Annotated in this window: 12 protein-coding genes; 7 read left to right on the forward strand and 5 right to left on the reverse strand. The window is 63.8% G+C overall.

Annotation, left to right across the window (positions count from 1 at the left end):
• Position 1: 1 nt before the first annotated feature.
• Positions 2–172, reverse strand: coding sequence for a LuxR C-terminal-related transcriptional regulator (locus tag ACODS2_RS07890; RefSeq protein ID WP_488998322.1), 171 nt, complete (start codon positions 170–172; stop codon positions 2–4).
• A gap of 136 nt (positions 173–308) precedes the next feature.
• Between ACODS2_RS07890 and ACODS2_RS07895 the strand changes: the two genes are divergently transcribed.
• The 4 genes from ACODS2_RS07895 to ACODS2_RS07910 all read left to right on the forward strand — a co-directional run bounded on the left by ACODS2_RS07895 (position 309) and on the right by ACODS2_RS07910 (position 4,472).
• On the forward strand, positions 309–542 hold the full coding sequence (locus ACODS2_RS07895) for a transposase (RefSeq protein ID WP_488998323.1): 234 nt from the start codon (positions 309–311) through the stop codon (positions 540–542).
• Positions 543–913: 371 nt separating this feature from the next.
• The gene (locus tag ACODS2_RS07900) at positions 914–1,690 is read left to right on the forward strand and encodes an SDR family NAD(P)-dependent oxidoreductase (protein WP_488998324.1); all 777 of its coding nucleotides are present in this window, start codon (positions 914–916) and stop codon (positions 1,688–1,690) included.
• 126 nt (positions 1,691–1,816) lie between these two features.
• Entirely contained in the window at positions 1,817–2,575 is a 759-nt protein-coding gene (locus tag ACODS2_RS07905; RefSeq protein ID WP_298165665.1) for a GntR family transcriptional regulator, read from the forward strand.
• Between the two features lie 178 nt (positions 2,576–2,753).
• The gene (locus tag ACODS2_RS07910) at positions 2,754–4,472 is read left to right on the forward strand and encodes an FAD-dependent oxidoreductase (protein ID WP_488998325.1); all 1,719 of its coding nucleotides are present in this window, start codon (positions 2,754–2,756) and stop codon (positions 4,470–4,472) included.
• Between the two features lie 10 nt (positions 4,473–4,482).
• Here the strand turns inward: ACODS2_RS07910 and ACODS2_RS07915 are convergent, their stop codons facing one another.
• Genes ACODS2_RS07915 through ACODS2_RS07925 form a run of 3 tightly spaced genes read right to left on the reverse strand, consistent with a single transcriptional unit; the run spans position 4,483 to position 10,017 of the window.
• Positions 4,483–6,192: a DUF885 domain-containing protein gene (locus ACODS2_RS07915; RefSeq protein ID WP_488998326.1), complete on the reverse strand. Its 1,710-nt coding sequence runs from the start codon at positions 6,190–6,192 to the stop codon at positions 4,483–4,485.
• Positions 6,185–7,855, reverse strand: coding sequence for a gamma-glutamyltransferase (locus ACODS2_RS07920; RefSeq protein ID WP_488998327.1), 1,671 nt, complete (start codon positions 7,853–7,855; stop codon positions 6,185–6,187). Before ACODS2_RS07920 ends, ACODS2_RS07915 begins: the two co-directional genes overlap by 8 nt.
• A gap of 41 nt (positions 7,856–7,896) precedes the next feature.
• A complete protein-coding gene (locus ACODS2_RS07925) occupies positions 7,897–10,017 on the reverse strand; it encodes a S9 family peptidase (RefSeq protein ID WP_488998328.1) in 2,121 nt (706 codons plus the stop codon).
• A gap of 232 nt (positions 10,018–10,249) precedes the next feature.
• On the opposite strand from ACODS2_RS07925, the gene ACODS2_RS07930 reads away from it, so the two are divergent.
• Together ACODS2_RS07930 and ACODS2_RS07935 are read left to right on the forward strand one after the other, a co-directional pair.
• Complete coding sequence (locus ACODS2_RS07930; RefSeq protein ID WP_488998329.1) at positions 10,250–11,437, forward strand: amidohydrolase; 1,188 nt, start codon at positions 10,250–10,252, stop codon at positions 11,435–11,437.
• The gene (locus tag ACODS2_RS07935; protein ID WP_488998330.1) at positions 11,434–12,792 is read left to right on the forward strand and encodes an MFS transporter; all 1,359 of its coding nucleotides are present in this window, start codon (positions 11,434–11,436) and stop codon (positions 12,790–12,792) included. Before ACODS2_RS07930 ends, ACODS2_RS07935 begins: the two co-directional genes overlap by 4 nt.
• Before the next feature lie 20 nt (positions 12,793–12,812).
• On the opposite strand, the gene ACODS2_RS07940 is transcribed toward ACODS2_RS07935, so the two are convergent.
• A complete protein-coding gene (locus ACODS2_RS07940; RefSeq protein WP_298165680.1) occupies positions 12,813–13,157 on the reverse strand; it encodes an EthD domain-containing protein in 345 nt (114 codons plus the stop codon).
• Positions 13,158–13,560: 403 nt separating this feature from the next.
• Between ACODS2_RS07940 and ACODS2_RS07945 the strand changes: the two genes are divergently transcribed.
• Positions 13,561–15,573 (forward strand): TonB-dependent receptor, encoded by a 2,013-nt coding sequence (locus ACODS2_RS07945; protein WP_488998331.1) that lies wholly within the window; start codon positions 13,561–13,563, stop codon positions 15,571–15,573.
• Positions 15,574–15,604 lie beyond the last annotated feature (31 nt).

A 15,604-nucleotide genomic window follows, 5' to 3' on the forward strand; every position in this document is an offset into this window, starting at 1 on the left:
CCTATAGCAGTCCGTCGCGCAGTGCCCGCAGGACAGCCTTGGTCCGGTCGCTGGTTTGCAGCCTGGCGAGGATTACGGAGACGTGGTTCTTGATCGCCCCTACCGAGAGGCCGAGGGCATCGGCAATGGCGAGATCAATCGCATCGCCCGCTTCACCGGGACCGCTGCGCAAGCCGCTGACGGTGGAGCGGAGCGGGGGAGCATCGCGGCTGCTTCGCTCTTGATCGCGGCCACTTGCCCACGCGATATGTGGCGACCTTGCCGAACGGAAGGTCGAAGCCGTCAGCCCCGGCAGATAAAACCGCCGGGTGAAGATCGAACATGACCGCGCCCTCTACAAGCAGCGCAACCGCATCGAGCGCATGTTCGGCCAGCTGAAGTTCAACCGCGCCGTAGCAACCCGATACGATCAACTGGCGAATAGCTTCCCCGGCATGGTCCATCTCGCCACCGCCAGATACTGGCTCAAATTTGTCTACGCCGCCGAGCAATTGCGCCGCTTGTGCGAAGTTCAAGCCCCTAAAAACACATTGAACCAATAGCTTAGGTTTCTAGTCGGGCCTTTTTGCGGGCCTGGCTAAACACCACATCGATGAGCACCATGATATAATTGTACAAAATTTTCCGATGTGGGTCCTCTTCTGCGCCGCAGCCCATTAAGCATCTGAAATGATAGGATATTTTTTGCGAGAGCGCTCGACCTCACTCAACAATCGTGTCTGGGAAATCGGCGTCCGGCCCTTCCATTCCTGTGGGATAGCCGGGCCCACAGGAAACGGCACCTCAAGCATTGGCTCTTCTCGTCGATTGCCAGGGCGTACCCGATCGACACCCCCCAGCCTCTTGCGCAATCCCGTATACTTGTAATCGACAATCTCCTACCGACCATGCGTTTGCTCGGTGGAGAAGTGTGATGGCGCTGACGGATAGTGTACCTGGTCTCCTCAACGGAGAAGTGGCCGTTGTAACGGGCGGGGGCCAAGGAAATGGAAGGGCAATTGCGCGCGGACTCGCACGGTCCGGTGCGTTCGTGTGGGTCGGGGATATTGATCTGGCAATGGCGCAGGAGACGGTAGCGTTGATCCAGCAAGACGGACACCGTAGCGCCGCGCTTGCATGGGACATCAGCGATCCTGACCAATCAATAAAGGCGGCAAAGGCAATCCGAGCCGCTGGATCGCCAGCATCCATTCTGGTGAACAACGCCGGGATCGAAGCGCGCGGAAGTTCTGGCGAAGGCGATTATAAGGACGTCTGGGCCAAGGTGCTGGATGTCAACCTCAATGGCACGATGCGGGTAACTGAAGCGCTTGTCGATCAGCTGGCCGAGCGGCGGGGTAGCATCATCAATATCGTTTCAGTGCAGGCGCTTGTAGCTTTGCAAGCGCATGCGTCGGCCTATGCCGTATCGAAGGGTGCGATTGCGCAATACACTCGCTCACTTGCGATCGAGCTCGCGCCATCAGGCATTCGGGTCAATGCGATTGCGCCTGGCTTTTTTGAGACCCGGATGACCGCGGGCGCACGGTCAAATCCGGAAGCGATGTCGAAATTTCTGGCGCGTATACCCATGCAGCGGTTTGCTGATCCGGCTGAGTTGGCAGGCCCGGTGCTGTTTCTGGCATCCGCTCTATCCAGCTATATGACCGGCACAGTGCTCGCTGTGGACGGCGGGTTGCTGGCAAATTGAGGGCATGATGCCGCCAATGCCCTGACCGCCAATGATTGGCAGACCTATCCGAAAACAGTCCTGTGTGGTTATCCTGCGTAACAGTCCGTTGCGAGCGGATTCGTCCATGAAGAAAGGGAAGCAGCCTTGGCCAACGTAACGCGGGAACCGAAAGGATCGAAGCCCCGCTCCGCCCCGCGATCCGCAACGACGCCTGGCGACGGGCCTTCACGCGGCTTTAGTTCGGTCAAGGTCTACGAGGCTTTGCGCAAGGATATCCTTGAGCTGAACATCCAGCCAGGCACCCTGCTTGACGAGACCGAGCTTGCGGAGCGTTTCGGCTTGTCGCGCTCACCGGTGCGCGAGGCGCTGGTGCGGCTTTCGGCCGAAGGTCTGGTCAAGGTCCTGCGCAATCGCAGTTCGATTGTGGCACCGTTCGATATCACCACCGTGCAGCATCACCTGACCGCCATCGACCTGCTCTATCGCGCTACGGCGCGGCTTGCAGCACTCAATCGCACGCAGGCTCAACTCGAAGCCTTGCAGGCGATGATCAAGCGGCATGCAACGGGCTTTGGCAGCTCCGATGGCCTGCAGCTTGTTCAGAACAATCGGGAGTTTCATGTCGCAATCGCGGAAGCCGGCGGCAATTCCATCTTCGTCACCTGGATCGCAACGCTGCTGGACCAGGGGCAGCGCCTTATGGGAATGTACGCGACCGATGTCGGGCCTGAGCGCCCGGATGCCCTGCTGGACGATCACAGAGCAATCGTTGCAGCAATCGCGGCCGGCGATGCCGATGGCGCGGAAGGCGCCGCGCGCCAGGATGCGGCCGTCCTTTCAAGCCAGCTGAAGGCGCATATGTTCCGCCAGCAATTGGCCGAACTCGACGTCGGCAAGCGCTAGCCGCACCTCCCAAGGAACCGCTTGGCCGACTGCGGCCGCGTCGCAATTTTTTGCGAATTGGCCCTATCCATAACGCATCCAGAATTGTATTTATGTTGGATGCAAGTTGTCGACAAATGCTCAACGACCAGTGAATCTGCCACGTCGGATCGCTCGCTCCGGGGCCGGGTGAACTGCCATGGATGAGGCGTTCGACGTCCTTGTGGTGGGATCGGGCGCTGGCGGGCTGGCGGCCGCTGCCACCGCCGCGCTGATGGGCGCGCGCGTGCTTGTGCTCGAAAAGGGAGACCGGATCGGGGGAACCTCGGCGACATCCGGTGGGGAAATCTGGATACCCCGCAGCCGACAGGCCATCGCAGCCGGCATCGCGGACGGCGCGGACGCCGTGGAGACCTATATCCGGTCGGTAGCGGGAGACGGCTTCAATCTCGCGCGCGCGCGCCGCTTCATCGACGCCGCGCCCGATGCCTTGGCCTTCTTCGAGCGCCATGCCGATCTCCGCTATGCCCTGATGCCCGGCTCGCCCGATTATCATTCCGAACGCCCCGGCGCCTGTCCTGGCGGGCGCTCGCTCGCGGCGGAGCCGTTCGATGGGCGGCGGCTCGGCGCATCGTTCGAACTGGTACGCAGGCCGCTCGAGAACGCCTTGATCGCGGGCGGAACATCCGTCTGCACGCGGCTGGATGTTCCGCGCCTGATCATGGCGGGAAAGCGGCCCCGCGATGCGATCTATGCGGCGGGGCTTGTCGCACGCAGTTGGCGTGATCGAGTGGCGGGCTACAGTCGCGGCACCCGGATGACCAATGGCAATGCGCTGGTAGGCCGATTGCTGCTGAGCTTGCTGGAAACCGGAGTCGAAATCCGGCTCGGCCATGAAGTGACAGGCTTGCACATGGTGGACGGCCGCGTGGATGGCGTGGACGTAAGCGCAGGCGGGCGCATGGCAAGTCTGCGCGCCAAGCGGGGTGTGATCCTCGCTGCCGGTGGCTTTTCCCATAGCGACGTGTTGAAAACGCAGCTCTTTCTCCATGTTGCGCGGGGGCAGGACCATGAATCCCTCCCCCCCGCGACCAACACCGGCGATTCCATCAGGATCGCAAAGCGTGTCGGAGCGGGCGATCCCGCCAGCATGAAGCAACCGGCGGCGTGGGCCCCCGTTTCCCGCGTTCCCACTGCCGAAGGCCGCACCGCGCCATGGCCGCACTTCGGCGACAAGGGCAAACCCGGTGTGATCGCGGTAGACTGGCAAGGCCGGCGCTTCGTCAACGAGGCAGACTCCTACCACGCCTTTGTCGCCGCCATGCTCGCTGCAAGTAACGCATCATACGCCCCCGCCGCGTGGCTGATCGCCGATCACCGGGCCTTGCGCGCCTATGGGCTTGGCGCGGTCAGGCCCTACCCCTGGCGCCTTCAGCCTCACCTCCGGTCCGGCTATCTGCAGCAGGGCGGAACGATCGCGGAGCTCGCGTCGCGGATCGGTATCGATGCTGCCGCGCTCGGGAGAACGATTGCCGATTTCAATCGCCATGCCGCCGATGGTCGCGATCCGCAGTTCGGGCGCGGAGAAAGCCTGTTCAATCGTCGCAGCGGTGATCCTGCATGGACCCCGAACCCGTCCCTCGCCCCCCTGGACAAGGCACCCTTCTACGCGCTGCGGGTCTTGCCTGCCGATATCGGAACCTTTGCGGGCTTGCCGACCGACGAACATGCCCGCGTTCTGGGCACTTCGGGCGCACCGGTCGATGGCCTTTACGCAGTCGGCAACGATGCGGCGACACTGTTCGGCGGTGATTATCCCGCCGCCGGGATCACGCTGGGGCCAGCCCTGACATTCGGCTATGTCGCCGCCCGCCATGCGCTCGGGGCCGGTTGGCCGGCGAACGACGATTGGGGCTGATCGGGGCCCTTCAGGCGGTCTGACCGGCAACCCAGCGATCAACACTGGCGGCGAGGACCGCAAGCGGGGCGGGCCCGACTGCCATGAGGCAATCATGGAAATCACGCAGGCGAAACCGCGATCCCAGCCGCCGCGCGGCATCATCGCGCATCTGGCGGATCGACACATTGCCGATCTGGTACGACAGCGCCTGCCCCGGATAGCCGATATAGCGATCCACTTCTGTGGCGAGCGTTTCCTCCGGCAAGTTCAGATGGCCCATCATGTAGGCGACCGCCACCTCGCGGCTCCAGCCTTTCCAATGAATGCCCGTATCCACGACCAGCCGCACGGCGCGCCACAGCTCTGACTCGTAGACGCCGTAGCGCCGCGCGGGTGTGTCATAGAGATCGATATCGTGGCCAAGGCTCTCGCTATAGACCGCCCAGCCCTCGACCGAGGCCATATTGCGGTATGCGCCGTGGCGGCGGAACGCGGGCAATCCGGGAATCTCCTGCGCTAGCGCCACGTGCATGAGATGGCCGGGCCACGCCTCATGCAGCGCGAGCGGAATGTGCATATAGGCCGGCAGCCGCTCCGGCAGCGAGGTCACCCAATGGACACCCGGTGCGGACCGGTCCGCGGGCGCGGGCTGCGCATAAGCAGGCGGGAGGCGCACCGAGAGCGCCTCGGGAATGCTCTTCACACCGTAAGTGGAGCGGGGCACTCGCCCGAACAAGTCCGGAATGCGGCCGTCGATCTGCTTGGAGAGGCATTCGATCCGCTCCCTCAGCGCGTCGGCGCTCGGCGCGATCTGGGCCGGGTCTGCCGAAAGCGCCTGTCGAAACCCGGCGAGATCACCCGCAAACCCTGCATCGCTGGCGGCCTCAGTGCAAAGTGCGGTCAGGCGGGCGACTTCCTCCAGCCCCATCGCATGGATCGCATCGGGCTCGGCATCGGTCGAAGCGAAATGCTCGATCAGATAGCGATACCAGCCTTCACCCGCAGGCGCGTCGGTACAGGCGATCGTCTCGCGCGCGAAATCGCCGCCAAGCTCGTCCGCCATGAACCGCGCGAGGTTGGCGAGCGCCGGGTGCACACAATCCTCAACCGCCGCGAGCGCCCGCGCTGCTTGCGACGTGCAGGGGTCTGGCCGGCGTTCAATCCGGCGAAACGGGGCCATGTAGCTACTGTCACCCGGCGCGGCGGAAATGGTGCCCGCAATCTGGGCCATGGCCCGGTCGATCACGATGCGCGGCCAGCGAATGCCGAGGTCCCGTCCCGCCCGGAGCGACTCCTTGATCCCCTCCAGCGCCGCTTCCACGCCCAGCAGGCGGTCTACGTACCGCTCGGCGCTGTCACTGTCCGAAAGCGAGGTGGCGCCCAGCGCAGACCCCAGCGTAAATTCGATGCCGAGAGGATAGAGCGAGGGCCTGAGATCGGCATGAACGGCGAGCGCATCGTCCAGCGCTTTGAGATCGCGGGCCAGCATGTCGCGCGTGGCCTGTTGGGTCGGATCGAGCTCGTCCTGCGGAATGGCGGCCAGTTCGGCTAGCATCGCTCGCGCCGTACTGGCGCGGCGCACATGATCGGCAGGAGCCTCGCGGAAGACGATGTCGCTTTCGACCGTCGCGCCGCCCATCACGGCGGCGAGCGGGCGTTCCTCGCACTGGAAATCCCAGTATCGCGCGCAGAGACTGTCGAGCGCCTGCGGGGCGTCGGTTTGCTGGGAATCAGGCAAGATGTCCTCCGGCGACCCCGGTCCGGCGCGGGTCGGTTGTCGCGGCCAGCCTGTCGCCTTCGCGCCAGCAGGCTTGAATCGACCCGGTGTGCCATTCGAGCCCCGCCATGGCGCGCATCCGCACGCCCATCGCTGCCAGCCCCGAAACTGCGTCGCTACTGATCCGGTCTTCGGCCACGAAGCTCTCCTGATCGTCCATCATCGAACAGCGCGGAGCATCGATCGCGGCCTGCGGATCGAGCCCGAAATCGAGCATGTTGGAGAGGATCTGCGGCACCACCAGGCAAGGCGCACCCGGCGTGCCGAGTCCCATGCGGGGTTTGCCATCCTCCAGGATGAAGGTGTGACCGACAACCCCGCGCGCCCGCACCCCGCTCACGAACTTGGCATGGAAAACGGGCTGCAGCGCGCTGAAGCCATAAGCCGAGCCATGCATCGGTACGCCGCCGATAACCTGCCCGGGAATGCCCCCCGCCGCGCAAGTGGTCATCAGTTGAAGCCAGTTGCCTTGTGCATCCACGATCGAGAGCTCGCAGCTGCCGGAACGGGGGCCGAAGGCCGCCGCCTCATGGGGCGTCGGTTCACCGATTGCGTTGGTGAAACCCAGCGGAAGATCGCCGACAGGTCCGCGCAGCGCGGTATGGCGGGTGAGGTCGATCTTTGGCCGCAGCCCGTTCAGCAGGCGCGCGAACTGGGCCTGCATTGCGCCATCCAGCAGGGGCGCCCAATCATAACCGCACACATCGGGATCGCCGATGTAAACGCATTGCTGAAAAGCATGCCGCAAAGCGTGCGACAGGTGAAAGAGATGGTCGGCGGTGAGGTAACCGCCCGATTCAACCTGCTGGTGCCGCATGATCCCCAGCGCCAGAGCCGACATGACCCCGCTCATCTGCGGCGGCGCAGGCGCGACGATCTCGTGGCCGCGATGGTTGAAACGCAGCGGTTGCAGCCAGCGCGCGGGCACCGCCATATCGGCAAGCGTGATGCGCCAGCCGATGCGGTTGGCCTGCTCCACAAATGCGCGCGCCCAATCGCCGCTGATCATGTGCTCGGGGCCGATCTCGGCGAGTTGGCGCAGTGTCTGAGCGAAGGCGGGATTGCGCAGCCGCTCGCCAACATTGACCGGCAGCCCACCCGGACGGAACAGCGCGCGCCCCGCAGGCGATGCGGTGATGACGCTCTGATATTCGACCAGAACGCCATATTCGAAGCTGGAGACGACATGCCCCTCCTCGCTCCAGGCAATCGCATCGGCGCACAGTTCCGCCCAAGGCAGCGTGCCGAACCGCTCGTGCAGCGCTTGCAAACCGGCAATCGAACCCGGGATCGAGGCGACCGAGCGCGCCCCTTGCGCCGGCAAGGGGCTGAACGCGGGCAACCCTTCCGGCATGGTGCCGGTCGATTCCAGCTGGTGGTATTCCCCGGTGCGGGCAACGTAGAGCAGCCCAGTCAGCGCACCGGCGAGGCAGGTCAGGTGCGGGCTCACCGCGCATTCGGTCAGCGCCCCCGCAATCCCGGCATCAAAGGCATTGCCGCCCATGTCCAGAATGCGCCGCACAGTCGCGCCGACCGCGCTATGGTCGACGCTCCACGCGGCTGTCAGCCCGGTGACCGGCCGGCGCGGGCCGGGATTGATGATCTGTTCCGCACCCGGCACCATACGCCTGCTCCCCAGCCTCTTGTCCGCCGCGCCGCGCGATATCAGTTCGCGGGAGCGGCGGGCGCCACATCTTCGGGACCGTAGCGCGGGCTTTCGACTTGCGCACCGTGCGCCTTGAACCAGTCGATCATGGCGACCGTCACCTGTGCCTGATGGCTGGGATGCACTTCCAGCCCGTGCGGCTCGTTGGGGAATGTGACCAGCCTTGCATCGACGCCGTTCATCCTGAGCGACGAATAGAAGGCGACAGCCTGATCCGGCGGCGTGATGCGATCATTGTCGCCCACCATCACGATCGTTGGCGTGTGCACGTTTCCGGCAAATGTCAGCGGCGAGCGCCGGGCGTAATCCTCCCGATCTTCCCACACCGGTTTGTCAAACAGGAACGGGCGCATGTACGAGATACTGGTGACATAGTATGTCCCCCAGTCGATCACCGGATAGAGCACGGCCGCCGCCTTGAACCGGTCCGAATGCCCCACGGTCCAGGCGGTCAGAGTGCCGCCCGCGCTGCCGCCCGCCAGATAGACCTGATCCGGATCAGCCTCGCCAGCCGCGACCATCGCATCGATGGCGGCCACGGGATCGGCCTCCACCCCGATCGGGAACTTGCGATTGACGATATTGGAGAATGGCTCGCCATAGCTGCCGCTGCCGCGATAGTTGATGTAGGTCACGATGAAGCCGTGAGCGGCGAGCGTCTGGTAGCCCAGATCGAACCCCGGCCCGAAGTCGCTGCTCACGCCGCCATGCACATCCACGATCATCGGATAGCGCTTGCCCTTCTGGAAATTGGGCGGGCGAACAACCCAGCCCGCAATGTCCATGCCATCGGCCGCCTTGAAGCTGATCGGCTGCACGCTGCCCAATTGGCGCTGCGCGAGGAAGGCGGTATTCAGGTTGGATACGACCCGCACCGGCTTGCCGGGTTCGGCAATCGCGATCTCGCTAGGCTGGTCGCCTTTCGACTGGGTGAAGGCCACCGTGCCGTTGGCGGCAACCGAGAAGCCGCCCTCATCGGCATAGGCGGTGAGCCTGCCGCCCATGGTATCCGCCAGGATCCTGCGCGAGCCATCAAGGCCGAACAGGCCCAGCTTGTGGGCACCGCGATCGACATAGGAGGCCACCACCGCCTTTTTGCCGCTCCACGCGACATGCGAGAATGGCCGGTCCAGATCCGCGCCGAGCACGCGGACATTGCTGCCCTCGCGGTCGCTGATGGTCAGTTCCTGCCTGAAATACCACTGCGCCTTGCGCACCTGGTCGGAGATATAGGCCAGCTTGGTGCCGTCCGGCGATACGCTCATGCCATAGTCAGAGCCGCTGGGCGCAGTGAGGGCGCGGATGGCCCCGGTGTCGATGCGGATCTCGTAGAGCGTATACTGCCAGATGTTGCGCCAGAATTCGGTCGCGCGGTTGGCCGAGACAATCAGCGAGGACCCGTCACGTGACCACTGCACGCTCGCACCGCGCGGCGGCATCGCGTCCTGGCTGAAGGCGATGCCGGCAGGATCGCCCACCGTGGGCTTCGCCGCATCGATAACCAGTGCCTCGAGATGGGCGGGCCGGTTCTGGCCATCGGAGGGGCCCTGAAAGTCCAGCCGGTCAGCAATCCTGGCGGGCGGTTGCCGTTCGGCTCCGGCCGGGCCCTTCAGCACGACAGTCTTCTTTTCGAAGACCTGACGCACCGCCGCAAGGCGCGAACCATCGGGCGCCCAGGATAGTGCCATCAGCGGCATCCTGCTTGTGCGCAAGGTGCGCTCCGTGCCGTCAGCCAGATTGCGCACGATCAGCGAAAAGCCCTCGGCCCCGGCGGCCTGATAAGCGAGCTGCTTGCCGTCAGGCGACCACCGCGGCAACGAATCGTTGCGCGAACCGGTCGTCAGTTCGCTTTCGCGCCCTTGCTTCAGGTCGATCAGCTTCAGGCTCGAATGGCGCGCGTCGGTCTTCGCATCGGCCGTCTCTGCCACATAGACCACGCGCGATGCATCGGCGGAAATCTGGGGGTCGGATGCAAATGCGATTTGATAAACGTCGGTAATGCGCAAGTTTTCACGCGCCGCCAGCGGCCCTGCGAAAACCATGGCCGCCACCACGAGGGTAGCTCCGCCGATGCGGCCGGCGCTGGCGATCCCGCGGTCCCAAACCAATCCTGCCTTCATCTTGATCTCCCTATCCAGCCAGCGCGTCATTCAGCGAAGGAAATGCGACGGCTTCTGCGTCCGCCCCGTCCGGAGCGAGTCGGGAAACAGCTGCACCAAACCCTTATCTTCCTTCTTGAACTTTGCTTCGATATTTGCATACAACTTGTCGGCAAGTTTCGCAATCCCTGCGAAAGATGGCGCCCGAAATGTGTTGCCACTCGCGCGCAACAGGCTCTTTGCAGGAGATTTCGTGACCGATCAGATTGACCGGATCCTCTCGGACACCGAATTGCGGCAGGATATGCAAGCCTGGCGCCACGATCTGCATCGCCACCCGGAGCTTGGCTTCGAGGAATCCAGAACGGCGGACCGGGTCGCGGACCTGATGCAGCAATGGGGCATCGAAGTGCATCGCGGGCTCGGCGGGACCGGGGTGGTTGGGGTCATTCGCGGAGAGCAGGGCTTTGGGCGCCGGATCGGGATCAGGGCTGAGCTCGATGCCCTGCCGCTCGAGGAAGCCAACGGCTTTACGCACGCCTCGATCCATCCCGGGGTGATGCACGCTTGCGGCCATGATGGCCACGCAGCGATGCTGCTAGGCGCGGCCCGCTGCCTTGCGGCGGATCGCAGGTTCAGTGGCACGGTCCATGTGATTTTCCAGCCAGCCGAAGAACTGCTGGCAAGCGGTGCGCGGCGCATGCTGGCCGATGGCTTGCTCGATCGCTTTCCTTGCGATGCCATCTATGCCGTCCACAATTTCCCCAGCCTCGCGCCCGGCACTGCCGGCATCCGAACCGGGCCGATCACCGCCGCGGTAGACAACTTCGAAATCCTGATCCGGGGGCGCGGCGGCCATGGCGGGATGCCGCACTTGTGCATCGATCCAGTCATTCCGGCCTGCGAATGCGTGCTAGCGCTGCAACGGATCGTATCGCGCTCGATCGATGCGACCGACGCCTGCGTGCTCAGCGCAACCATGCTGCAGGGCGGCGATGCGCCCAATGTCGTGCCCGATATGGTACGGATCGGCGGAACGGTGCGGACGCTGCGCGAGGAAGTGCGCGATCACGCGGAAACCGAACTGCGCCGCATCGCAGGCGCAGTGGCGCTGGCGCATCGGTGCGAGGCGGACGTCCGCTATGTGCGAGGCCACCCGGCAACCACCAACAGCCCCCACGAAGCCTCGCTCGCCGCCGCCGCGCTGGAACGGGTGCTGGGGCATGGCCAGGTCGACACCCAGTTCGGGCCGGTCATGGGCGGGGAGGATTTTTCCTACTTCCTGCAGCAGATGCCGGGCGCCTATGCGGTGCTGGGCCAGGGTGGCAGCGCGATGATTCACAATCCATCCTATGATTTCAACGACGCCATTCTCCCTCTTGGCGCAGCCTTCTTCGTGGCCGTCATTCACGCGGAACTGAGCGGAACGCACGCCCCATGACCCAGCACGCCACTAACCCGACCACCAGCGCAGCCGGGCGGCTTGCCATCGGCACGCTTGTCCTTTTCGCCCTGCCCTCGATGACCCTGCAACTGATGCGGGGCCCGGCATTTGGGATTCTGCCGTCGCTCTATGCCGAAAAGTTCGGTCTCTCGCTCACCTCGATTGCAGGTCTCCTGCTGATTTTGCGACTGATCGACGGGGTTACCGACATCGGGATAGGCTATGCCTCCGATCGCACCCAGGACGGCTTTTTCGGACGCAAGGCCTGGATGCTGATCGGCACGCTGCTGACAGCTGCCTCGATCTTCATGCTCTATGTGCCGCCCGCCGGAGCAACGCTCACGTACCTCTCCGTCTGGTTCTTCCTCGCTTACCTCGCGTGGACACTGATCGAGGTGCCCTATAGCGCCTGGGGCACCGAACTGACCCGCGACTACCGCGAGCGGTCTCGCCTTGCAGTTGCCCGCCAGGTGTTCACGGTCGGCGGGTCGGTGCTGCTGATCGTCATCCCGCTGCTGCCGTTTCTGCCCAGCCGCAGGATCACGTTCGAGACGTTGCATGTGGTCGCGTGGACCGTCGCCATCATCCTGCCGCTGTCGGTTCTGGCGGCTGCCCGGTTCGTCCCGCGCGGGCAATCGCTGGAACGCAACCACTCCCACACTCTGCGGGAGTTATGGCTCAGTGCGCGCGAAAGCCCCGCTTTCCAGCGCTATCTGGCTGCCTACGCAATTCAGGAGTTCGGTGTCGGCGCGTTCGGCGCGCTGGCCTTCATCTATATCGATTCCTACCTGGGGATCGGAATCTACATATCAGCTGCCTATGCCATCACGATAATCGGCGGATGGGCCGGTCTGGCCTGGTGGGGGCGCGCGCTCGGCAAAGGAGAGAAGCACCGGATCTGGGCGCTCACCGCCTTTGCGGCGGGCGGACTGCATATGCTCAATGCGCTGCTGACCCCGGGCACGGCGCTCATGTTCATGGCTATCAGCCTGGTCTTCCAGTTCTTCGTCATGGCCTGCGAGGCGGTGCCGATGGCGATCATCGGTGATCTGGTCGATCACAATCTGATGCGGCGCGGTGCAAACCGGGCAGGGCAATACGCAGCGCTGGCCATGGCCGCGCGCAAGGCCTTCCTCGGTCTTGGCGCTGCGGCGGGCCTCGCGATCGCGGGTTGGTTTCATTTCGCGCCCGGCCAGAAGCTCTACTCGCCCGAAGCCGTGATCGGCGTCAAGCTTGCCTATGTAGCCCTGCCTGCCCTCAGTCTGTTCGCTACCGGGCTGATCATGTGGAACTTCCCCCTCAACGCTCGGCGGCAGGACATCATACGGCGCCGCATCGCGCGGAGGGGATGACTTGGCGGTTGGTCGCCTCGTCAGGCCGGGTTGACGACCGCGATTTCGATTTCCCGCACGATCAGCCGTTCCAGCCGTGAAACGTGGGCCAGCGTATCCTGCCGCACACTGCCTGCCACGGGGCGGCTATAGGCCGCGTTGAGATCGTCCTCATTGGCAAACCACTGCTCGGCCACACCATCCCATTCCGTGTCGCCTGCAGGCTTGCCTGCGAGCAGATCGGGCTTCTGCGCAATGTTGACGACATAGCGGACCAGCCGGGGCGCTGCTGCGGCGATGGGCGCGTGGCTTTCCAGCCACCAGCGCTGGAACTCTGCATCGCTCAGATGCTCCGCCTTCCGCAAGAGCCAGACGATCTTGACCATTTTCTACCCCTGTACAGCTTCCCGGATGCAATACGATGTCGACAATTTGAATGCAATGACATCCATATCCTCGGGAGTAGGCCGCCAGAAACAGCCATATAGCTGGGAAATGGCAGGACATAAGGTCGTAGCTTGTTTTATTTTGCACACAGCTTGCATCCAAGATGAACAATCAGCACTATGGGGCAATGAGGGAAGACGCTTCGGCAAAAGCCGGCGATTCGAACGGAGAAGCATGATGCAGAACATCAGGGGGCAACGACGCAGCCGGCTCGCAGGTCTTTTCGGATCTACCGCTGCGGCAGTGGCAGTGCTCGGCGGAGTTCCGGCCTACGCACAAGATCGACCTGCAACGGCCAGCGCGACGTCTGCGGCAGCAGGAGAAGGCCAGGACGCGGCTATCGTGGTGACAGCGCGCCGGCGTGAGGAAAGCCTTTTGGCGGTTCCCATCGCAATCAGCGTCGTCGGCGGAGCCCAGCTGGACCAGGACCGCATCACCCGCGCTGAGGACATTCAGTTCCTGGTCCCCGGCCTCAGCGTCGTTTCCTTCCTTGGCGGCGCGAATCCGTCGCTGCGCGGTGTCGGCACCGGCCAGAACGTCAGCGGCACCGACGAATCGGTCGGCGTCTATCTCGACGAAATCTATCAGGGCGTCGGCAGCTCTGCCTTCAGCCGGGTGTTCGACGTGTCGCGGGTCGAAGTGCTGAAGGGTCCGCAGGGCACGCTTTACGGTCGCAATGTCACCGCCGGCGCCCTGAGCGTCGTCACGAACGCGCCCGTTCTGGGCAAGCTCACCGGTAACGCCGATCTCTCCTACGGCACTTATGAAACGGTGCGCGCCAACGGAGCGATCAATGTGCCGGTCGGCGAAAAGGCAGCGCTGCGTCTTTCCGGCACGTTCGGCAACAGCCGCGGCTTTGTCAAAAACGTTGATACGGGCCAGTATCTCAACGGCGACGATTTCTACGGCCTGCGCGCACGCCTGCTGGTCGAGCCCAGCAGCGACCTGACGATCGACGCCGGCATCCAGTACATGAAGGACAACACGCCCTTCGTGTGGGAAGCGATGGACAACAGCCCGTTCTTCCTCGGCTATGGCAAGGTGATCACGCCGAAGGGATTTTTCTATTCCAACGACGAAACCATCAACGCCAATGTGCGCATCACCGCGCGCCTGAGCGACACGCTCTCGCTGCGCTCGATCACCGGCTATTTCCGCCAGAAGGGTGAGACGGGGCAAGGCGGCCCCCCGGAAACGCGCGATCCGCTGAACGCCGGGTTCGTTCAGGTCGACATGACCAACTACAAGCAGTTCTCGCAGGAAATGCAGCTGCAATGGCAGAGTGGCGGGAACAACGCGGTTCTGGGAGCGTACTACCTGGACGCCAAGAACAACAATCAGCGCCCGACGAGCGCCAACATCTACGGCATCCCGGTCTATCAGAACGGGATCTATCGGGATACCAACAGGGCCGTGGCCGTGTTCGGAGAAACCCAGATCGGCCTGACCGATCGCTTGTCGGTGATTGCGGGCCTGCGCTACAATCACGAAAAGCGCAGCCTCGCCGGCCGGGCTGGCGATCCGCCTGGGCTGATCGATCCGGTCGCACCCTATTTCGGCGAGCGGAACTTCTCGGCGGTTTCGGGGCGCTTTGGCCTCACCTACAAGGCAAGCGCGGACACATTCCTGTTCGCCACCGTTTCCAAGGGCTTCAAGTCCGGCGGCCTGCAAAGCCTGAGCGACGGGACAGTCGGATCGTTCGAGCCGGAAACCTTGTGGTCCTATGAAGTCGGCGCGAAGCAGGCCCTTCCCAAGGGCGGCAGCCTTGAGCTGTCCTTGTTCAACTACAACTACAACGCGCTGCAGGTTCTGCAGGTCATCAACATCGCCGACTTCCAGGTAGTGAACGCGGCCAAAGCCCGGATCCGGGGTGCAGACCTGAATGTCCGCCTGCGTGCAGGCAACAATTTCGGCTTCAATTTTGCCGCGACCTACCTCGATGCCAAGTACCGGAATTTCAACTTCCGCGGGCTCGGCGGAGCAGATGTCAATCTGAAGGGCTTCCGGCTGGCGCGTGCGCCGGAACTGAGCCTGACCACCCAGCTCGTCTATGACCGTTGGGCGGTGGGCAGCCGCTGGGAAGGCTCTGCGCGGGCCGAACTCAACTATCGCACCAGCCAGCTGACCACGGTCGGCGCGCCGGCTGACATGCTGCAAGGCCAGTTGGCCGCACAAGCGCTGGCCAATTTCGTGCTCGATTTCACCCCGGTCGACAAGAAGGGCTTCGGGCTGTTCCTCAACGCCCGCAACCTGTTCGACAAGCGCTACTACGAATACCGGGGTGACGGCGGGCTGCTGGGCGGCACCATCGCGCGCGGGCGGACCTTTGAGGTAGGTATCCGTGCCAGCTTCTGAGGTTGGCAGCTCCCTTCCCGGCCATACGGCC

The organism is Novosphingobium sp. FG137 (assembly GCF_057809735.1).